The following is a 21,246-nucleotide window of genomic DNA, read 5'->3' on the forward strand; positions in this document are numbered from 1 at the left end:
TACGTGATCCATATTGGCGTTTTTTTTGAGCCGTGTGACGAAGATAGCCCCCATCTGATCGATCTGGTGCCACCAGTTGTAGTCGCAGTAACCCTTGTCGAAAACGTATGTCATGTCCGCTTCGAGCGGCATGGTCAGGGCATCGCTCAGATCGTTGACATTGGCGGCGGTGATGTTCACGTAAGTCGGGGCCGTTTGCCGTGGATCGATCGCCACATGCACCTTCAGACCTTGTGTTATGCGGGTCTTCGTCGCGGTGGTCCAGTCATCGAAGCCCGGACCGCGCAAGGTAATTGAGGTCGAGTCAATCAACGTAATCATGGCTTCGAGGGATTTACGCTGCTTGCGACCAACGCCTTGGAGCAGGTGTTCGCAGGCCAATCGAAACGGCTCTGGGCTGCGCTTGTTCAACGCATCACACAAGGTCGAGCGCACCATGTTCTTTGCGTTGAGATGGTAACGGTGAGGCTCCAGAGATTGCGACGCCGTTGCCAGAGTGCGCAAGCTTTGGGCCTGTGTGATCTGGCCAAAAATCAGCGTGATGAGCAGATCCCAAGAGGTGAATTGTTTGGCGTAGCGATCAGCTCCGCAGCGTTTGACTGCGTTTTTGAAGAGTTGATGAGGAAGTGCCTGGAGCATCTGTGCAAGGCGAGTGCTGCTGAACATGGCCGGAAATCGAGTCTGAAAGAACCGATTATCGCTGAGAAGCGGGCACAGCAAGGGGGAGCAAGCTCCCCCTTCAGTTTTTACCGGACACTAGTGACGCTCTGCGTGGGAATGCATCAAGGGACGCTCCGCGTCTCAAAGGGCGGACGCAGAGCGTCCAGGGAGGCATTCCCACGCGGAGCGTGGGAACGATTATTTACACCCAAAATATCCATCCAACGGGAACATCACACTGTCATCAGGGCCGGTTACACAAGTGACTGACCAGGACCGCACGACGGATGCGTGCAAAAACGCGACATTTTTTGTTGATCTCAAGGCCCTCACGCCCTAAAGTTCGCGCCGAACGTCCATGCTGGAAACGATCCATCCGGCTCAAGTACTGACGACGAGACAGCAAGGCCAAGGGAAGCACCATTTCCCATGGCCTTTTTGCTTTCGGCGACATGCCTTGGGAAGTAGGCGAACCAAAGTGGGGATACGGAGGACGTTCATTTGCACCCATTGATAATTTCAGTTTGCCAGTAGGAGTTCCCAGCATGTCGATCAACGTCGAAGACTATTTTGCGCGCGAAACCTTTCAGAAAATGAAGGCCTTCGCTGACAAGCAAGAAACCCCGTTCGTGGTCATTGATACTGCGATGATTGCCCAGGCCTATGACGACCTGCGCGCCGGTTTCGAATTCGCCAAGGTTTACTACGCAGTCAAGGCCAACCCGGCCGTCGAGATCATCGACCTGCTGAAAGAGAAAGGTTCGAGCTTCGACATCGCCTCGATCTACGAGCTGGACAAAGTGCTGGGCCGCGGCGTAACCCCGGACCGCATCAGCTACGGCAACACCATCAAGAAATCCAAGGACATTCGCTACTTCTTCGAGAAGGGCGTGCGTCTGTATGCCACCGACTCCGAAGCCGACCTGCGCAACATCGCCAAGGCTGCACCGGGTTCGAAAGTCTATGTGCGCATCCTGACCGAAGGCTCGACCACCGCCGACTGGCCTTTGTCACGCAAATTCGGCTGCCAGACCGATATGGCCATGGACCTGCTGATCCTCGCTCGCGACCTGGGCCTGGTGCCTTACGGTATCTCCTTCCACGTTGGCTCGCAGCAGCGCGACATCAGTGTCTGGGACGCCGCGATCGCCAAGGTCAAAGTGATCTTCGAGCGTCTGAAAGAAGAAGACGGCATCCACCTGAAGCTGATCAACATGGGCGGCGGCTTCCCGGCCAACTACATTACCCGCACCAACAGCCTGGAAACCTACGCCGAAGAAATCATCCGTTTCCTCAAGGAAGATTTCGGTGACGACCTGCCGGAAATCATCCTCGAGCCAGGCCGCTCGTTGATCGCCAACGCCGGCATCCTGGTCAGCGAAGTGGTGTTGGTCGCGCGTAAATCCCGCACCGCCGTCGAGCGTTGGGTGTACACGGATGTGGGCAAATTCTCCGGTTTGATCGAAACCATGGACGAAGCCATCAAGTTCCCGATCTGGACCGAGAAGAAAGGCGAGATGGAAGAAGTGGTCATCGCCGGCCCAACCTGCGACAGCGCCGACATCATGTACGAGAACTACAAGTATGGCCTGCCACTGAACCTGGCCATCGGTGACCGCCTGTACTGGCTGTCCACTGGTGCTTACACCACCAGCTACAGCGCCGTTGAGTTCAATGGCTTCCCGCCGTTGAAATCGTTCTACGTATAAGCGATCTCTTGAAATAAAAGGTCCATGTAAACATGGACCTTTTTTTTAATTCCGCAGCCATGCCTCAAGGTGGTTCAACATCGCCATATACTCATTAGTTCCCTCCATAGCTGCGCCCAATTTGAAATTCAACTCCCCGAGTTTGGACACACTCTTTGCCCACAAGAGTTCGTTAATTACGCCGTCTATACGCTGATAGACTTCTTCGATGAACAGGCCCATCTGCGAGTTTACGGAAACGAACCCGCTAAATAACGCCACAATATCGCTTTTATATTCTGCCGCCCTGATCGAAGCGTCCCTGGAAGAGTAAGTGATGTCCCAGACAGGGGTAGTACCAACCTCGCAAAACAACTCCTCCGCAACAGTCGGTTGTGGATGGCAATTACAGGATTGATGATTCATTGCACTCGTGAATACTGCTTTCAGTCCAAATGACTCGCGATACACTTCCTCGATTGTATATTTCAATTGCCGCATCGTAGCTCTTAGATCATAAAGCCGAAGCGTCAATTCGTGAACCAGATCCTGTACATTCTTTGGCGGAAATAACATCCAGGTCGGAGATCTGGATAAACTGTACAGTCTGAAATCCACTTGACCAATGGGTTCGTTCCTGGAGAACTGCCTGGTTATTTCTAACGATTCGCGGGTGAATGTTGCCAGGTCTTCAACATAAGCGCTGCATAAAAGCCTGGTTTCTTCAGTACCCCCCCAAAACGCTTGCAGATATCGCTCATTAAACTGAGCATTGTCCAAGCGCGAATCCTTGGCCAGAACCGCCAGTTGATGGCCGCTTCTTCTACGGCGCTCAAACACAACCGGTATACTGTTGAATGTCGGGTGCAGGGAACCAAGGAAATGGGTGTAACGATCTAACACGTGCCGCTGCGCCGCGGTAAATTCATAGGCAAGTATATTCATATTGCATATTAGAGGGGGCGGGCGTGCGACCCACCTCCTCGACTCCTTATTACTGCTGAATGGTTTTCAAGTATTGAATGACGTCGGCGATCCGGGCAATCGCGGTATCCGTTCGCGCCTCGACGGGCAGTGACTTATCCTGCTTAAATTCGCGGGAGAACTTTTCAATGTCGGAGACCAGATTCGAAAATTCACTCACGTATTCCCAGCGTCCATCGTCCAACTCGTCCAGCGTCTTTACCAATTCAATCTTCCCATTAATCTGGGCGATAGCTTGGGTGTGTTTTTGCAACTGCACCCTCAGATCACCCGCTCTCTCCTTTAGCCTGTTGTAGGCCGCCAGCATGTTGAGATAAGAAATGGCATCCCCAATACCAGAAATCAATTTTTTAAGCGTATCAATAGCCAACAATGCGACTTGAATCTGCGGCGGCGCCAAACCCAGCGCTTTCAAATTATCCAGCGACAACTGCGCCTCCTCACCGATTTTTTCGACTCCGGCTTTCCCGATCAAGTCAATCGCTTCGGACACGGACTTCATCTGTTCATTCAGTTCAGCACATTTTTCTTCGGAATTGATTTTGAGCTCTTCAGCGAATGCCCGATCCTGTTTCAGCGTAACAACCCATTTTTCCGAGGCAACTCTGTCAAACGGGGTGCTAATACTTTTATGGATACTTTTTAAATCTTCAGTGTGTGCGGACATTTTATCGAATACATTTTTGAGCTCGCGCTCCATGTCCTCACGAACCTCATCGACATCGTCCGGGTAATCAAGCTCTGCCTGATAGCCTTTCAGCTTCTTCTCCGCACGCTCCAAGTAGATACTGGTTGTCTGGGCCTGATTACGCAGATCGAACGTTGTCTTATTGATAGCGACCGCCAGATCATTCATTGCTCCGACAGTGCCAGGCAAGTAAGCGAATTGTTCGACAAGCATTTGTGCAGTGGTGTTCGTTCCTTGCACCGCGGCGTTATGGCTACGCAACTCCGCCATATTGAAAGCTGGATAATCCGAATTATCTAATAACGAACGCATCATTGTCTCACCCCAAAAAAACAGACGATTATTCTTGTATTCCTTATCCGCCTCAGCGAACACACCAAGCAATTGATCCGAACCTACTTTTATTTGCTCCCAAGGATCAATAATACTGAGTATCTGATTTTTAAACCGCCTCAATGAAGTCGCTTCTTCCAGAATATCGACCTCTTTGATGGAAGCAGCGATATAGGTACTCAGTGCATTCCATACCAGCATAAGATTTTGAGTCGCGACCTCAGCTTCGATCGCAACGTAGCTCAGGTTTTGAAGATCATCACGCACTTTATTCAAGGAGCTCAGCGTCTGGTTTTTGCTGGCCATCCTTTGATTATCGGCTTGTTGCAACTCCTTCAGCTTATTACGTTCACTGCGTATATTTTCAGCCTTGACACCCTGATAGATGCCAAGAATCAACCCGCCAATATTGAGGGTCGCTGCCGCCGTGATCGCTTCCTGAACCAGTTGATCGTATTGTTTATTGAGCTCGTCAATTTCTGCCGAGCGTTGGTCGATTTCCTTTTGCAGATCCTGAATATCTGCCTGGTACGTATTTTTCGAGATGAATTCCAGTCTCAGCTTTATTTCCGGGAGTACTTGTTCGCGCATATCAGTGCCAAAGCTATCCAATTGTTTCCTGACATGCTCGGCCTTCTCATGACAGTGTTTGACCTTCGTCAGCATGTCATTGAGGTAGTCCTTGATTTCCGGAACATCTCCCGAAGGCAAGCCAAGATCGGGAAGGTTCGGGATCTGGAGTTTCAGTTTCTGATACTCCTCCGGCGTATTGATATTGTGTTCTTCCAGGTATTTCGATGCCTTGAGGTCTTCATAGACCTCTACAATTGCCTTACCAATCCTGATAATGCTGCCGGCGAAAATCTTAAGGTCGGTACCCGTCAGCATTATTTGCTCGCGCAATGGCGACCAGCGCTTAGCATGGTCATACGTCGTGGTGAATGTGCGTAAAAAATCCCTGGCCGTCAGTCCCACGCCGCCCTCATCACCCGCGCCATAGTTTAAATACGCGATGACATCCTGTAGCCGAACGGGAAGAGACAGCCCTAAGGTTTCATATTTTCTTAGACTGACAATCTGCTCTTTTGTCAACTGCATTCCGGGTTCCCGGTTATATTCCTCCCCCTCGCCAAGCGATGCGTTCACAAATACCTGAGGCGCTTTTGCAGCGGCTTCGACCACCTTGCTATCCATCTTGAATTCCATCAGAGACTCCTTGTCTTCTTCGGACATTAATATATGCCCCATTTATTCACGACACTAATGAGCCGTTTCATCCAGCCCAATTACAGATACCGTGAAAACAGACCTTAATGTGCCGCGACGAATACTCACAAGACTTTAAATATTAAAAATCAAGACAACCAGCACAACAACCGCTTAACCAGGCCGATACTTCTTGAAAAACAACCACCACAAATAGAGTTACCTTGCATCAAAATCAAACCACTACAACTGCAGCTTCATCTCTAAACATCACGCACACCCGACGAGTACATCAACCCTATTCAGGCAATACTTTCTATCGTGTAATAGTCTAAAGAAAGCGAAACTTCGCTATCGAGATAGTTAACGGTAACAACTAACCGTTACAACGTGGCCAACTGAGAAAGCCGCAGCCGATACGCATCAGCCATCCCACGGATTTGCGGATGATGTGCGCCCAGCAATGACTCACTGCTCACCCGCAAGAAATTCACGTTCCCGCCGGCCAACGCCTTGCGCAACCAGCCCAGCGCATCATCGACATGCCCTTCATCGGCCAGTACCGCTGCATAACTGAACTGCCCGCGAAAATCCCCGCCTTCGGCCGAGCGTCGATACCACTCCCGAGCCGCCAATGGATCCGCGGTGCATTGGCGTCCCTCTTCCAGATAGCGGCCCAGCAGGTTCATGGATTTGGCGTGGCCCAACTCGGCGGCGCATCGATACAACGCCAGTGCTTGCGCCTGGTCCTCGGCTATGCCGCGTCCGGTGGCCAGCAGGTTGGCGTAGTTGTACATCGCCCAGTCCAGTCCGGCGTCGGCGGCGCAGCGATAATGCCCCACAGCGACTGTAGCGTCGGCATTACAACCCCAGCCATGTTCATGACAGCGACCGAGCATGTTGCGCGCCATCAGATGCCCGCCGTTGGCGGCGATCTCGAACCAGCGCAGGGCCAACACCTGATCCTTGGCGATGCCCTGCCCTTCGAGCAGTATTTGACCGAGCAAGGCCTGGCCGTCGAGGATCCCGGCCTTCGCGGCAATCAGGATTGCCTGAGCGGCACGGGCCGGGCTTTCGGCGAGCATCGCGCTGAGTTGATCGCCGTCGAGGACTTCCTCGCGGCGTAGTCGATAGCTCACGGTTAAACCTCGACCCAGCGGCGCAGCAGGTTGTGATAGGTGCCGGTCAGGCGAATCAGCGACGGGTGATCCGGCATGTCCCGGGTTAGTTGCTGGATCGCCTCGTCCATCTCGAACAGCAAGGCGCGCTGGCTGTCTTCGCGAACCAGGCTTTGAGTCCAGAAGAACGACGCATACCGCGTGCCGCGAGTAACCGCGTTGACCTTGTGCAGGCTGGTGCCCGGATAGAGCACCAGGTCACCAGCCGGCAACTTCACTCGCTGGGTACCAAAGGTGTCCTGGATTTCCAGCTCGCCACCGTCGTACTCGTCCGGGTCACTGAAGAACAACGTCGATGACAGGTCGGTGCGAACGCGCTCGATGCTGCCCTTGGGCTGACGCACGGCATTGTCGATATGAAAATCGAAACTGCCCCCCGCCGTGTAGCAGTTGAGCAGCGGTGGAAAGACTTTGTGCGGTAACGCCGCTGACATGAATCGCGGATGCTTCCACAACCGTTCAAGCATCGCTGCGCCGATTTCCTGCGCCAGCGGGTGACCTTCCGGCAGTTGCAGATTGTGCTTGGCCTTGGCCGACTGAAAGCCTGCGGTGATCTTGCCATCCGCCCAGTCAGCCTGCTCCAGAGCCTCGCGAATGCGCTGCACCTCTTCGCGGGAGAACAAGCCGGGAATATGCAGCAGCATGGGACGATACCTGAGGGCAAATGGATGCTAATGGTATTGATTCTTATTGGCTATGTAAAATCGCACTGACGGATGAATTCGTAAAAGCCGTAAGGAAAAACTGTAAAGAATGTAAATTCAACTCAAATAGCAATATATCTCAATTGATACAAATACGTATTTACCCTATATTCCGCGGCCTCAAACCCTGGGGAGGGGAATTCACAATGTCACGCCAACTACCACAATCATCGGTCAGCTCACCGCGTCTACTCGCCTCTGCAATTGGCGTGGCGATCACCGCCAGCTCTGCAGCGCACATGGCTTACGCGGCAGAAAAGACCGACGATAAAGCGCCGCGCAATGCGATTGCCCTGGATGCCACCAGTGTCACCGGTGAAGCTCAGGACTCCACCTCCTACCAGGTCGAAAAAGCCTCTTCGCCCAAGTACACCGCACCGCTGATTGACACCCCGCGTTCGGTGACCGTGATTCCACAGCAGGTCCTCAAGGACACTGGCGCCCTCAATATGCAGGATGCGTTGCGCACCGTTCCGGGCATCACTTTCGGTGCCGGTGAAGGTGGCAATCCGCAGGGCGACCGCCCGTTCATCCGTGGTTTCGACGCTCAGGGCGATACCTATCTCGACGGCGTGCGTGACACCGGCTCCCAGAGCCGTGAAATCTTCGCTGTGGAGTCGATTGAAGTCAGCAAAGGCCCGAACTCCGCCATTGGCGGTCGTGGTGCAGCCGGTGGCAGCATCAACCTGGTGAGCAAAAAGGCGCACCTGGGCGACTCGTTCAATGGCGGTTTCACCTGGGGTTCGGACCAGACCCAGCGCTACACCCTGGACAGCAACTACCAGTTCAGCGATACCGCCGCTGGCCGCCTGAACCTGTTGAGCCACGAAAGCAACGTCGCCGGCCGCGACAAAGTCGACTACGACCGTTGGGGCATCGCACCGTCGCTGGCCTTCGGCCTGGGCACCGACACCCGCGTCAACCTCGACTACTACCATCTGCAAAGCAACGACCTGCCGGACTCGGGTATTCCGTACACCGTACCCGCTTCGGGCAAGACCGCTGATCGCACCAAGAGCAACCCGGACAAACCTTATGCGGGTGGCGACAGCAGCAATTTCTATGGTTTGACCGACCGCGACTTCCGCAAGACCCGTACCGATACCGCGACCTTCGCCATCGAGCACGACCTGAGCGACGCGCTGACCATCAAGAACACCCTGCGCCACGGCACCAGCATGCAGGATTACATCCTGACCCAGCCGGACGACAGCAAGGGCAACGTGAACAACGGCAGCGTCTGGCGTCGTGCCAACAGCCGTGTCAGCAACGTCGCGACCACCACCAACCAGACCGATCTGTTTGGCAATTTCTACATCGCCGGCTTCAAGAACAGTTTCTCCACCGGTGTCGAGTTCACCCGTGAAGAAGGCGAAAAATCCTCGTACAACGTGAACACCGATACCACGCCGGGATCGCCCGCGACATCGAGCAGCAATTGCACGCCGTCGATGATCGGCGCGTCCAGCGGCTACAACTGCACCTCGCTGGCCAACCCGAACCCGAACGATCCGTGGAACGGGGCGATTTCGCGCAACTACGCGGGCACCGACACCACCGCCAATACACGTGCCCTGTACGTGTTCGACACGCTGGAACTGTCGCCGCAATGGCTGGTGAACATGGGCCTGCGCTACGACCACTTCGACACCCAGTACAAGACCTTCACCGCGGCGGGTGCCACCACGGCCAAAGGCGCTGACACCAGCGAGTTCGTCACCGGTCAGTTGGGTGTCGTTTACAAACCGGCTGAAAACGGCAGCATCTACGCCTCTTACGCGACCTCCGCCACACCACCGGGTAATACCCTGGGCGAAGGCATGGACGGCAACCCGCTGTCGGGCACCAAGGATCGCAACGGCAATCTGCTGAGCAGCGACATGGAGCCGGAAACCACCAAGAACTACGAAGTCGGCACCAAGTGGGACCTGCTCAACGATCGTCTGTCATTGACTGCCGCCCTGTTCCGTACCGAGAAAGAGAACGCTCGTGTTCAGGTTGATACCACTTCCTACGCAAACGCCGGCAAAACCCGCGTTCAAGGGATCGAGCTGTCGGCCAACGGCAAGATCACCGACAAATGGCAGGTCTTCGCCGGCTACGCCTACATGGACAGCGAGCAAGTCGATGGCGGCCCGCTGAACCACGCCACCGATGGCAATCAATTGCCTAACACCCCGAAAAACAGCGCCAGCCTGTGGTCGACTTACAACGTCACGCCGAAGCTGACCCTGGGTGGCGGCGCGTTCTATGTCGATGACGTGTTCGGCAGCGTGGCCAATACCACCATGGTCAACTCCTACGTTCGTTACGACGCAATGGCCAGCTACAAGTTGACCAAAAACGTCGACCTGCAACTGAACCTGCAAAACCTGACCGACGTGACCTACTACGACAAAGCCTTCGCCACCCACTTCGCCAATCAGGCGCCGGGGCGTACGGCATTGCTGAGCACCAACTTCCACTTCTGATAAAGAACGAAGTCGCCAAGCCCCGCTCATCCCGATGAGCGGGGCTTTTGCATGTAAAAAAGAATGTTTCTCGACAACTCACGGCATAATGCGCGCCGTGAAACACTTACTGAACACACAGTTTTTAAACGAACAAGGCGGTCGACGTGTTGAAGAAAACCCTGTTCCAGCTGCACTGGTTCTTCGGCATCAGCGCGGGTCTGGTGCTGGCCTTGATGGGCATCACCGGTGCGGCGGTGTCGTTTCAGGATGAGATCCTGCGGGCACTGAACCCACAGGTCCTGCAGGTCGAGAAGCAGGTGGCCGGCGTACTGCCGCCGGCGGATCTGGTGGCCAAGGTCGAGGCTGCCGAGGGCAAGAAAGTCGCGATGCTTTGGGTCGAAACCGAAAGTGGCTTTGCTGCGCGCGTGTTCTTCACCCCGCCGCCGGGCGAGCGCCGTGGCCAGATGCGCTACGTCGACCCGTACACCGGCGACTACATGGGCGATGCCGTTGGCCAGGACTTTTTTGGCCTGATGCTGCAACTGCACCGTTTCCTGGCGATGGGCGACACCGGCCGGCAAATCACCGGTGCCTGCACACTGATCCTGATTTTCTTCTGCCTGTCCGGGCTCTACTTGCGCTGGCCGCGTCAGGTCGCGAGCTGGCGTGCCTGGCTGACCCTCGACTGGGCGAAAAAAGGTCGCAGCTTCAACTGGGACCTGCACTCGGTCGCCGGGACCTGGTGCTTGCTGGTTTACCTGTTGGCAGCGCTGACCGGGCTGTCATGGTCCTATGAGTGGTACAACAAGGGCCTGAGCAAACTACTGTCGGACGCACCGCAAAACGAACGCGTCAGACAGGGGCGTGGTGCACCGCCACCGACCGGCCCCCTGCCGACCGCCGATTACAACGCGATCTGGAGCAGCATCTACAGCGCCGCGGGGCCGGGCCTGAGCGCCTATAACGTGCGCATGCCACCGGTGGCCGGACAACCGGCGACCGTGTTCTATCTGTTGAAAAACTCACCCCATGACCGGGCGCTGAACCAGATCACTCTCGACCCGGCCACCGGTGTTATCAGCCGTCATGATCGCTACGGCGACAAGAGCTTCAAGGCGCAACTGTTGAGCAGCATTTACGCGCTGCACGTCGGCAGTTACTTTGGTCTCGTCGGGCGAATTGTGCTGACACTCGCCTCGCTGACCATGCCGCTGTTCTTCATCACCGGCTGGTTGCTGTACCTGGACCGTCGACGCAAGCAACGCCAGATCAAAAACGCCCGCAAAGAGCTGATGCAAACCGCCAGCGATGTACCGGCATGGCTGATCGGCTTCGCCAGCCAGAGCGGTTTTGCCGAACAGTTGGCCTGGCAGACCGCCAGCCAATTGCAGGCCGCTGGGTTGCCGGTAAAGGTCCAACCGCTGGCGGCTGTCAGCGAGCAGGACCTGCGCGAGTCGAGCAATGCGCTGTTCGTGGTCAGTACCTTTGGCGACGGCGAAGCACCGGACAGCGCTCGTGGTTTCGAGCGCAAGGTGCTGGGTCGGGCGCTGAGCCTTTCGAGCCTGAACTACGCCGTGCTTGGCCTCGGTGATCGGCAGTATCAACACTTCTGCGGCTTCGCCAAACGCCTGCACAGCTGGCTGGCGGAACACGGTGGCACCACGCTGTTCGCCCCGGTGGAAGTCGACAGCGGCGACCCTTATGCCCTGCGCCATTGGCAGCAGCAACTTGGTCAACTGACCGGGCAGCCACCGGTCGATACCTGGAAAGCCCCGAGCTACAACAACTGGACCTTGCGCAAGCGCGAACTGCTCAACCCCGACAGCAGTGGCGCCGACGTTTACCTGCTGGGCCTGACGGCGCCCGATACCAGCAGTTGGCTGGCCGGAGACCTGGTTGAAGTGTTACCGCGCAACTGCCGGGGCGCGATTGAACAGTTCCTTGAAGGGCTGGGCATCGCCGGCAACAGTCGGGTGCAAATCAATGGCGAGCAGGAAACCCTGGAACACGCCTTGGCCAGCCGTCAATTACCCGAAAATCGCGTGCACCTGGTCGGCTTGCACGCTCAGGCGCTGGTCGACGCGCTGGTGCCATTGGCCATGCGCGAATACTCGATCGCCTCGATTGCCGCCGACGGCGTGCTCGAACTGCTGATTCGTCAGGAATGCCATGCGGATGGGCGTCTGGGCGTCGGCTCCGGCTGGCTGACCGAATACGCGCCATTGGGTTCTGCCATCAGCCTGCGGGTACGGCGCAACAGCGGTTTCCATCTGCCCGCAACGCCCGTACCGATGATTTTGCTGGGCAACGGCACCGGGCTGGCGGGCCTGCGCAGCTTGCTCAAGGCACGAATCGCCGATGGCCAGACACGCAACTGGCTGCTGTTCGGCGAACGCAATCGCGAGCATGACTTCCTCTGCCGCGATGAGCTCGAGGGATGGTTGATCGAAGGTGACCTGGAGCGACTGGACCTGGCATTTTCACGGGATCAGGCCGAGAAGATCTACGTTCAGGATCGCCTGCGCCAACGTGCCGTCGAGCTGAAAAAGTGGCTGGCAGACGGTGCATCGATCTACATCTGCGGCAGTCTGAAAGGGATGGCGACAGGCGTGGATCAAGTACTCAACGAAGTGCTCGGTGTTGATGAAGTCGAGCGGCTGATCGAGCGGGGCAGATATCGACGCGACGTGTACTAAAGCCTCACCCTGACCCTCTGGACTGGCAGAGGTGTCTTGTGCTGATCGTTCCCACACTCCCGCGTGGGAATGCCGCCAGGGACGCTCCGCGTTCCGCTTCGCGAGCTGACGCAGAGCGTCAGAGGATGCATTCCCACGCGGGAGTGTGGGAACGATCATCAGACCACACAAAATCTTACATAAGCCACCACATCGCTACGATTGCGCCTCCTCACCCGACCTACTAGCCTGAAAACGTCGCTGCCCATTCAGCGACCGGGCCTGATAACCCGGGTAATATATAGGCGCACCAACGCCCCTCATCACGATTGCCGGCGTTTTTTTATGCCCGCTATTTCGTGCCATGGCGGCTGTGCGTGGGAGACCCTCGGGTCTGCCGGGTCCTATATACCGGTTTATCAGCCTGCGCACGGCTGCCACCCATTCGCCTGATAACGAATGAAGCAGCTCTCACTGATATATAGGAGTTTTGCCAATGGTCGTTATCGATCCAACCAACGTTCGCGCTTTTACTACCTCCGCCCCCTCGGAGGTGTCCCATGACTAACCCCCCAGACCTGACAACCGCCGGCCTCACGCCCTTCTCCATCCACTGCGACCAACCCCTCTTCCGCGTCAACAGCGGCGTCCCGATCCGCGAAGCCCTGTCCCACGTTTCCGACTTGCTCCACCTCTCCAAGCTGCTGGCCGAAGATGCGGCAATGGTGCGCGGTACGGACCGCTATGCCTGGGCGTCTCACTATTTGCAGGAAATGAGCAAGGCAGTGATCGATGACGTGGTGAAGGTGCTTGGCGCACGGGACACCCCCCGCAATTGAACGAAAAAAGCCCCGCACTTCTCTCGAAGGCGGGGCTTTTCAGGTGCTCGGTTCTCTGCTCAAACAGCCTGGGACATAGGCAACTTCGCCCTAAGCGCGACGATTTCTTGCGCGCCTACCTCCGGAGCTGGCTTGTCCTCCAGCGTATTGACGTGCAGCGTAATCTTGCCTTCTCTTTGCTGTTAAGCCTGGGCTGGCTCTAGCGCCAACTCCACCGCTTCCGGGCGTTTGACCACTGCATAGACCACCGCCGTCAGCAAACTCCCGGCAACAATCGCCAACAAATACAGCAGCGCATGGTTGATCGCGTTCGGGATCAGCATCACGAACAGCCCACCGTGCGGCGCCATCAGTTTGCAGCCGAAATACATCGACAGCGCACCGGCCAGTGCACCACCGGCGATGCTCGCCGGGATCACTCGCAGCGGGTCCTTGGCGGCGAACGGAATCGCCCCTTCGGAGATAAAGCACAGCCCCAGCACCAAGGCAGCTTTACCGGCTTCGCGTTCGGTCTGGGCAAACTTGCGCCGGGCGATAAACGTGGCGATGCCCAGGCCAATCGGCGGCACCATGCCAGCGGCCATGGTCGCGGCCATCGGCGCATAACTTTGCGATGCCAGCAGCCCCACCGAGAACGCATAAGCGGCCTTGTTGATCGGCCCGCCGAGGTCGACGCACATCATGCCGCCGAGCAATACCCCCAGCAAAATCGCGTTGGTGGTGCCCATGCTGTCGAGGAAATGAGTCAGGCTTTCCAGCAGTCCGGCGACCGGTTTACCGACCACATAGATCATCACCAGGCCGGTGAACAGACTCGCCAGCAACGGGATGATCAGAATCGGTTTCAGTGCCTCCAGACTTTGCGGCAGGCGTGCATAACGATTGATCGCCTGCGCTGCATAACCGGCGATGAAACCGGCAATGATCCCGCCGATAAACCCGGCGCCCAGGGTACTCGCCAACAGGCCACCGATCATTCCTGGTGCCAGGCCAGGACGGTCAGCAATCGAGTAGGCGATGTAACCCGCCAGCAGCGGCACCATCAACTTGAAGGCGGTATCACCACCGATCTGCATCAGTGCCGCCGCCAGCGTGCCCGGTTCCTTGAACGCAGAGATGCCGAAGACAAACGACAGCGCAATCATCAAGCCCCCGGCCACGACCATCGGCAGCATGAACGAGACGCCCGTCAGCAGGTGTTTGTAGACCCCGGTTTTCTCTTGCTTGGCCGGGCCTTGGGCGCCGCTCGACGCGGTTTCTTGCTTGCCTTCGGCCAGTGCTTTGTTGAGTGTGGCTTCGGCCTGTTTCAGGGCGATGCCAGTGCCGCAGCGGTAAATTTTCTTGCCGGCGAAACGTTCGGTGGCGACTTCGATATCCGCCGCCAACAGCACCACATCGGCATCAGCAATGGCTTGCGCGCTCAACGGATTGCGTGCGCCGACCGAGCCCTGGGTCTCCACCTGCAAGTCATAACCCAGGCGCTTGGCCGCTTGCTGCAAAGCTTCGGCCGCCATAAAGGTGTGGGCGACACCGGTCGGGCAGGCGGTGACCGCCACCAGACGCGGCGCGATTTTGCTGACGGCTGCGGGCTCGACGACGGCTTGCGGGGCAACGTAGATTTGGGCTTCTTCAACGCCACGACGCAGCACCGCATCGACGTCTTGCAGGGCTTGGGACGGCGTGCTCTGGAACACCCGTTTGCCGACAAACCGCGACATATCCACAGTCCCGGTGCTGACCAGCAGCACCCACTCGGCGTCTTCCAGGGTCGCGGCGGACAACTGACGCTCCGGGTGCGCGACGTCATGCACTTCAACGCAGGTCATCCAGCCTTGACGCTGAGCGGCGGCATCGAGCAAACGCGCGCACAGCACACTGGTAACCATGCCATTCGGGCAGGCAGTAACAATGGCTAACTTCATGACCAACCCTCTTATTGTTCTGTCAGGAGGCGCACGCGCACGCCCTGTTCGAGCCGCGCCAGTTGCGCGGCGTCACCAATACCGAAACCGATCTGCGTGACGGCCATGGCGGCAATCGCGGTGGCGGTGCGCAAGGTCTGCTCAGGCGTATCGGCACTGAGCAAACCGTGGAGCATGCCCGCCAGCAATGAATCGCCTGCGCCCACCGTACTGACAACACTGACCCTGGGTGGCGTGGCGTGCATCGCCGAGCCGACACTGAACCAGTTGACGCCCTCGGCACCGTTGGAAATCACCACGTGTTCGATACCATGAGCGTGCAAACGACTCGCCGCTTCGGCTTGTGCAGCCACCGAAACCGCCTCGCAGTCCAGCGCCTCGGACAGCTCTTCGGTGTTCGGCTTGATCAACCACGGGCCCGCCGACAGCCCTGCGCGCAGGGCTTCGCCACTGGTGTCGAGGGCGACTTTCAAACCCCGCGACTTGAGGCGCAACAACAAGCCGTGCAACCACTGCGCGCTGACGCCACGCGGCAAACTGCCGGCGACCACTACGGCGTCATGACCCAAGGTGATCTGATCCAGACGATCGAGCAACGCCTGCTGCGCGGCGGCACTGACCACCGGCCCCGGACCGTTGATGTCAGTGATGCGTCCGTCCGCTTCCGCCAGTTTGATGTTGCTGCGAGTCTCGCCAGGCACGCGGATGAAGGCGTCGACAAAACCGCGTTTGGCGAACAGCGCTTCGAACGCCTGAAGATTGTCCTCACCGAGAAAACCGCTGACCGTCAGCTGATGCCCGAGGTCTGCCAGCACCTGCGCCACGTTGATGCCCTTGCCGGCGGCATGGGTGTGCATGGTGTCGCTGCGATTGACCTGACCAGGTTCCAGATGCGGCAACTGAACGGTGAGGTCCAGCGCCGGGTTGAGGGTCAGGGTTAGGATTTTGGCCATTACAGAGCCTCCACTAATGCGCGCACTTCATTCGCGCTGCCCACGGCCAGAGCCTGTTGGGCCAGATGTTTTACCTGCGCAAGACTCAGCTCACGAACCCGTGCCTTGACCTCGCCGATGCTGCGCGCCGAAACGCTCAACTCATCCACACCCAGGCCGACCAACACCGGTACCGCCAGCGGGTCTGCCGCCAGTTCACCACACACACCGACCCACTTGCCATGCGCATGGGCGGCACGCACCGTGATGTCGATCAGTTGCAACACCGCCGGGTGCAAGCCATCGGCCTGGGCCGACAGGGTCGGATGACCGCGGTCGATGGCCAGGGTGTATTGGGTCAGGTCATTGGTGCCGACGCTGAAAAAATCGACTTCCTTGGCCAGAACCGGCGCCAGCAAAGCCGCCGACGGCACTTCGATCATGATCCCCAGTTGCAGGTCCGCCACCGGGATTTCCAGACGCAGGCGCTCAGTCATGTCCCGCGCCTGACGCCATTCGTCAACACTGCCGACCATTGGGAACATGATCCGCAACGGGCGGTTGTCGGCGGCGCGCAGCAAGGCACGCAACTGCGCTTCCATGATCTGCGGACGTTGCAAGGTCAGGCGAATGCCACGTACGCCGAGGAACGGGTTTTCCTCCTTGGCAATCGGCCAATACGGCAACGGCTTGTCACCGCCAACGTCCAGGGTCCGCACCACCAGCGGCCGCCCGGCCAAGCCATCGAGCACCCGACGGTACTCGACTTCTTGAGTGGCTTCGTCCGGTGCTTGCGAATGGGCCATGAAAATCAGTTCGGTGCGCAGCAGGCCAATCCCTTCTGCGCCCTGCTCCACCGCACTGACCACACCTGCGCTTTCGCCGATGTTGGCAAACACTTCGACCGCATGACCGTCGGTGGTCAGCGCCGGTTGGTGACGCTGGGCCGCTGCCGCTTGCAGGCGTTGCTCGCGGTTGTCACGTTCTTCGGCGGCACGCTGCAACGTCGCCGCATCGGCGTCGACATGCAGCCGACCGCGCTGGCCATCAAGCAGCAACGGCGTGCCCGACACCAGCCGCAATACCGCCGCGCCAGCTCCGACCAGCGCCGGAATGCCCAAGGCCCGAGCGACAATCGCGCTGTGGGCAGTGGCACCGCCGCGCGCGGTAAGAATGCCGGCCACCCGCGTCGGGTCCAGGCGTGCAACGTCCGATGGGCCAACTTCATCCATCACCAGAATGTACGGCTGATCCGGTTCGCTCGGGGTCTCGATGCCGCACAGTTGCGCCAGCACCCGCCGACCGATATCGCGCAAGTCCGCTGCCCGTTCGGCAAGCAAGGCGTCCTGCAAGGATTCCTGTTGTCTGGCTGCCGCGTCGATCACTGCCATCCACGCCGCTTCAGCGCTTTCGCCTTGCTTGAGGCGAGTGTCGACTTCATCGGTCAGTTCCGGGTCGTCGAGCATTTCCTGGTGGGTGATGAAAATCTCGCGAATGGCCTTGGCCTTGCTGCGCTGGATCAGCCCTTCGATGTCGCGACGGACATCGGCCAGGGATGTTTTCAAACGCTCGCGTTCGATCGCCGTGGACTCGCCCCGCAACGGGTAATCGATCGCTTGCAGCACCTGAATATGTGCAGGACCAATGGCAATCCCAGGTGCAGCAGCGACAGCTTGAATCACACTGCCGGAGGCGGGAGCAACCACGACGTCAGCGATTTCATCGATGACCTCGCTCTGTGCACTCGCAGTCGGCAGCGGTTCGATGTCTTCGCCCAAGCCTTCTTCGATAGCCGCCAGCAGAGCTGGCAACGCATCGGCGGCGATGCTCGGCTCGGCAATCAACTCCAACACCTGGCCGCGACGGGCACCGAGGCTGAGCAGTTTACTCAAGCTCTTCACCGACACGGCGCTGTCCTGACCGTCGACGATGCGGATGCGGACCTCGCCTTCAAAACTCTTCGCCAACTGCGCAAGGATCTTCGCTGGCCGCGCGTGCAAACCGTGGGCGTTGGCCAAGGCAATACGAGCGCTCGGCCAATCGGCCGGCAATTCACCGCCGAGCACTTCCAGCACCGCACGACGGCTGGTGGCGCGACCGAGCTCGTGACCACGGCCTTCAATCAACAAGGCGCAAAGACGTTCGAGCAAGGCCTGATGTGCCTCGCCAAGGCTGGCCAGACAGAACAGCCCGCTCAGTGGCTGACCGAGGTAACGAATCGGCTTGTCCGGGGTGACGAAGGCCAGGCCCGGGCGTTTGACCGTTTGTTCGCTGTGCAGCCACCACAGGCCATCACCCAGCGGCAGCGCTTCAACCTGCTGCAATACCGCAGAAAAACCATTGCTCACGCAGTCGGCCTGACGCAACAACCGCGCGCCACGCCAGACCAGCTCTTCGAAGTCGTCGGCGGAGACCCCCAGGCCGATCATTTGCGCATCCAGCGCCAACTCTTGCGGCGCGCCTTGCAACAGTTTCAGCAAGGCTTCGGCGCTGCTGGCGCGGCGCAAGGCCTGGCCCAGATCGGTTTCACCGAGAGCGCGAGTCAGCAATTGCAGCAGGCGCAAATGCTCGTCGGATTTGGCCGCGATACCGATCGCCAGATAGACGATGTGGCCGTCGCCCCAATCCACCCCTTCGGGGAACTGCAGCAAACGCACGCCGGTGGTGTGCACCAGGTCGCGGGTATCGGGGGTTCCGTGGGGGATCGCAATACCTTGGCCGAGAAAGGTCGAACCTTGGGCTTCACGCGCCTGCAAGCCGCTGAGGTAACCCTCGGCCACCAGGCCATCGTTAACCAGCGTGTCGGCCAGCAAATGCAATGCGGCGGCTTTATCCACAGCCGACTGGCCCATGGATATCTGCTCTATGGTGAGCTCGAGCATGCTTTCTCCTTTTTGGCGCGGGATCGCGCCAGGTATTGTTTTGATTGAATCAGTTTAGGCTTTATTCAGAGCACTCTTTTTCAGAGCATCCTTTGTCGGTTTCGCGGCAGAACCGGCAAAATGAGCCAATAGCGCAGAAAATACGCTTGCTGAAACGTTTAATCTAGATGAGTTGGCACGTTACTCGATAATCTCCCAACCTTGAAGTCCAACTTGTCGGATGCGTTGCGACATGGGTCGCCTGCCGTAATCGGGTAGGATTGGACAAAATGTCGGGGCAAGCTCGAAAAAAACAAGGAAATCCCGGGTTGAAACTCAGTGATATCGCCCAGTTAGCCGGTGTGTCCGTCACCACCGCCAGCTATGTCATCAATGGCAAGGCCGAACAGCAGCGCATCAGCAACGCCACCGTCGAGCGCGTGCGCGCGGTAGTCGAGCAACATGGCTTTACGCCTAATCCTCAAGCAGCCGGATTGCGCAGTCGACACACCCGCACCCTGGGTTTCATTCTGCCGGACCTGGAAAACCCCAGTTACGCGCGGATTGCCAAGCTCCTCGAACAGGGTGCCCGGGCGCGTGGCTATCAGTTGCTGATTGCCAGCTCCGACGATGCACCGGACAGCGAGCGCCAGTTGCTCAAGCTGTTTCGCGCACGGCGTTGCGATGCGTTGATCGTCGCCAGCTGCCTGCCGGCCGGCGATGACAGCTATCGCCAGTTGCAGGCCAAGGGCTTGCCGATCATTGCCATTGACCGGGTCATGGAGCCTGAGCATTTCTGCTCAGTGATCAGCGATGATCGCGAAGCCAGCCTGAACCTCACCCGCAGCCTGTTGCAACCGCAGCCCAAGCAAATTGCACTGATCGGAGCGCGACCCGAGCTGAGCATCAGCCAGGAACGTGCCGCCGGCTTCAAACAGGCTCTGATCGACTTCAAGGGCGAAGTCCTGATCGAACACGGCGAGTCGTTCAGCCGCGACTGCGGCCGGCAACTGATGGAAGAATTACTGCAACGCCTCGGCCATTTGCCGGATGCGTTGGTGACGACGTCCTACGTGCTGCTTCAAGGCGTGTTCGATGCCTTGCATGACTTCCCGTTGAAAACCCGCCCGTTGCGCCTCGGCACGTTTGGTGACACGCAGTTGCTGGACTTCCTGCCGCTGCCGGTCAACGCCATGGCCCAACAGCATCAACTGATCGCCGATAAAGTCCTGCAACTGGCTCTCGCGGCGATTGAAGAGGCCCATTACCAACCCGGCGTGCAAGCCATCGCGCGGACCTTCAAACAGCGTATTCGCCAGGACTGAAACGTGGAGCTGATCGACAGCCACACTCATCTGGACTTCCCGGACTTCGACCCGAACTGTCAGGCGCTGCTGGCTCAAAGCCGCGCCGTGGGTGTGAAGCGGATGGTGGTGCTGGGGGTTTATCAGCGCAATTGGCAGCGGGTCTGGGATCTGGTGCAAAGCGATCCAGACCTGCATGCCGCGTTTGGCCTGCATCCGGCTTACCTCGATGAGCATCGTCCCGCTGACCTGACTGAGCTGGCGGACTGGCTGACGCGTCTGGCCGGCCATCGGCAACTGTGCGCCGTGGGCGAAATTGGCCTGGATTACTTTCTTGAGGACCTGGACCGCGAACGTCAGCAAACGCTGTTTGAAGCACAGCTGCAACTGGCGGCAGACTTCCAGTTGCCGGCGCTGCTGCATGTGCGGCGCAGCCATGCGGCGGTGATTGCGACCTTGAAACGCTTCAGGCTCAAACGCGCCGGCATTATCCACGCCTTTGCCGGCAGCCAGGAAGAGGCCCGCGAATACCTCAAGCTCGGTTTCAAACTGGGATTGGGTGGCGCGGCAACCTGGCCCCAAGCCTTGCGCATGCACAAAGTGATCGCCGGTTTGCCGCTGGAGTCGGTCGTGCTGGAAACCGATTCACCGGACATGGCGCCCGCCATGTACCCCGGACAACGCAACAGCCCGGCTCACCTGCCGGCGATTTGCGCGGCACTGGCGCAGATCATGGCCATCAGCCCCGAGCAACTGGCCGCCGCCAGCACCGCCAACGCCTGCGAGCTGTTCAACTGGTAATCCGTCGGTTTGCGGCGG

At 58.1% G+C, this 21,246-nt stretch carries 14 protein-coding genes; 6 read left to right on the forward strand and 8 right to left on the reverse strand.

Translation table 11 applies throughout. The features are described from left to right. The coding region (locus tag BK658_RS26080; RefSeq protein ID WP_123584807.1) for an IS4 family transposase at positions 1-666 on the reverse strand (666 nt) is incomplete at its 3' end. Between the two features lie 539 nt (positions 667-1,205). Here BK658_RS26080 and BK658_RS26085 point away from each other — a divergent pair. Then, positions 1,206-2,369, forward strand: coding sequence for a type III PLP-dependent enzyme (locus tag BK658_RS26085; protein ID WP_123584808.1), 1,164 nt, complete (start codon positions 1,206-1,208; stop codon positions 2,367-2,369). Positions 2,370-2,414: 45 nt separating this feature from the next. Here the strand turns inward: BK658_RS26085 and BK658_RS26090 are convergent, their stop codons facing one another. From BK658_RS26090 to BK658_RS26105, 4 genes are all read right to left on the reverse strand, one after another. Continuing rightward, entirely contained in the window at positions 2,415-3,293 is an 879-nt protein-coding gene (locus BK658_RS26090) for a hypothetical protein (RefSeq protein ID WP_123584809.1), read from the reverse strand. A 49-nt stretch (positions 3,294-3,342) separates the two neighbouring features. Further along, positions 3,343-5,559 carry an alpha-xenorhabdolysin family binary toxin subunit A gene (locus tag BK658_RS26095; RefSeq protein ID WP_123584810.1) on the reverse strand — a complete coding sequence of 739 codons (2,217 nt, stop codon included), beginning with the start codon at positions 5,557-5,559 and terminating at the stop codon, positions 3,343-3,345. A 383-nt stretch (positions 5,560-5,942) separates the two neighbouring features. Continuing rightward, entirely contained in the window at positions 5,943-6,698 is a 756-nt protein-coding gene (locus BK658_RS26100) for a tetratricopeptide repeat protein (RefSeq protein ID WP_123584811.1), read from the reverse strand. A 2-nt stretch (positions 6,699-6,700) separates the two neighbouring features. After that, the gene (locus BK658_RS26105; protein ID WP_054594043.1) at positions 6,701-7,381 is read right to left on the reverse strand and encodes a Fe2+-dependent dioxygenase; all 681 of its coding nucleotides are present in this window, start codon (positions 7,379-7,381) and stop codon (positions 6,701-6,703) included. A gap of 206 nt (positions 7,382-7,587) precedes the next feature. On the opposite strand from BK658_RS26105, the gene BK658_RS26110 reads away from it, so the two are divergent. The 3 genes from BK658_RS26110 to BK658_RS26120 all read left to right on the forward strand — a co-directional run bounded on the left by BK658_RS26110 (position 7,588) and on the right by BK658_RS26120 (position 13,408). Continuing rightward, on the forward strand, positions 7,588-9,912 hold the full coding sequence (locus tag BK658_RS26110; RefSeq protein WP_123584812.1) for a TonB-dependent receptor: 2,325 nt from the start codon (positions 7,588-7,590) through the stop codon (positions 9,910-9,912). A 146-nt stretch (positions 9,913-10,058) separates the two neighbouring features. Continuing rightward, positions 10,059-12,590, forward strand: coding sequence for a PepSY domain-containing protein (locus tag BK658_RS26115; protein ID WP_123584813.1), 2,532 nt, complete (start codon positions 10,059-10,061; stop codon positions 12,588-12,590). Between the two features lie 539 nt (positions 12,591-13,129). Next, positions 13,130-13,408 carry a DUF3077 domain-containing protein gene (locus BK658_RS26120; protein WP_123584814.1) on the forward strand — a complete coding sequence of 93 codons (279 nt, stop codon included), beginning with the start codon at positions 13,130-13,132 and terminating at the stop codon, positions 13,406-13,408. A 182-nt stretch (positions 13,409-13,590) separates the two neighbouring features. On the opposite strand, the gene BK658_RS26130 is transcribed toward BK658_RS26120, so the two are convergent. Genes BK658_RS26130 through ptsP form a run of 3 tightly spaced genes read right to left on the reverse strand, consistent with a single transcriptional unit; the run spans position 13,591 to position 19,144 of the window. After that, on the reverse strand, positions 13,591-15,330 hold the full coding sequence (locus BK658_RS26130; RefSeq protein ID WP_123584815.1) for a PTS fructose-like transporter subunit IIB: 1,740 nt from the start codon (positions 15,328-15,330) through the stop codon (positions 13,591-13,593). A gap of 11 nt (positions 15,331-15,341) precedes the next feature. Next, positions 15,342-16,283 carry a 1-phosphofructokinase gene (gene pfkB, locus BK658_RS26135; protein ID WP_123584816.1) on the reverse strand — a complete coding sequence of 314 codons (942 nt, stop codon included), beginning with the start codon at positions 16,281-16,283 and terminating at the stop codon, positions 15,342-15,344. Further along, complete coding sequence (ptsP, locus tag BK658_RS26140; protein WP_123584817.1) at positions 16,283-19,144, reverse strand: phosphoenolpyruvate--protein phosphotransferase; 2,862 nt, start codon at positions 19,142-19,144, stop codon at positions 16,283-16,285. The genes pfkB and ptsP overlap by 1 nt, the downstream gene beginning before the upstream one ends. A gap of 308 nt (positions 19,145-19,452) precedes the next feature. Between ptsP and cra the strand changes: the two genes are divergently transcribed. Both cra and BK658_RS26150 read left to right on the forward strand, forming a co-directional pair. Next, positions 19,453-20,448 carry a catabolite repressor/activator gene (gene cra / locus BK658_RS26145; RefSeq protein WP_123584818.1) on the forward strand — a complete coding sequence of 332 codons (996 nt, stop codon included), beginning with the start codon at positions 19,453-19,455 and terminating at the stop codon, positions 20,446-20,448. 3 nt (positions 20,449-20,451) lie between these two features. Continuing rightward, positions 20,452-21,228: a TatD family hydrolase gene (locus tag BK658_RS26150; protein ID WP_123584819.1), complete on the forward strand. Its 777-nt coding sequence runs from the start codon at positions 20,452-20,454 to the stop codon at positions 21,226-21,228. Positions 21,229-21,246: the final 18 nt, after the last annotated feature.

It is taken from the genome of Pseudomonas brassicacearum (assembly GCF_003732175.1).
Classification (GTDB): domain Bacteria; phylum Pseudomonadota; class Gammaproteobacteria; order Pseudomonadales; family Pseudomonadaceae; genus Aquipseudomonas; species Aquipseudomonas brassicacearum_G.

Coding starts and splice junctions, on each gene's coding strand:
- BK658_RS26105 (WP_054594043.1), bottom strand. CDS start 7,381: ATGCTGCTGCATATTCCCGGCTTGTTCTCCCGCGAAGAGGTGCAGCGC.
- BK658_RS26110 (WP_123584812.1), top strand. CDS start 7,588: ATGTCACGCCAACTACCACAATCATCGGTCAGCTCACCGCGTCTACTC.
- BK658_RS26090 (WP_123584809.1), bottom strand. CDS start 3,293: ATGAATATACTTGCCTATGAATTTACCGCGGCGCAGCGGCACGTGTTA.
- BK658_RS26085 (WP_123584808.1), top strand. CDS start 1,206: ATGTCGATCAACGTCGAAGACTATTTTGCGCGCGAAACCTTTCAGAAA.
- BK658_RS26120 (WP_123584814.1), top strand. CDS start 13,130: ATGACTAACCCCCCAGACCTGACAACCGCCGGCCTCACGCCCTTCTCC.
- ptsP (WP_123584817.1), bottom strand. CDS start 19,144: ATGCTCGAGCTCACCATAGAGCAGATATCCATGGGCCAGTCGGCTGTG.
- pfkB (WP_123584816.1), bottom strand. CDS start 16,283: ATGGCCAAAATCCTAACCCTGACCCTCAACCCGGCGCTGGACCTCACC.
- BK658_RS26130 (WP_123584815.1), bottom strand. CDS start 15,330: ATGAAGTTAGCCATTGTTACTGCCTGCCCGAATGGCATGGTTACCAGT.
- BK658_RS26095 (WP_123584810.1), bottom strand. CDS start 5,559: ATGGAATTCAAGATGGATAGCAAGGTGGTCGAAGCCGCTGCAAAAGCG.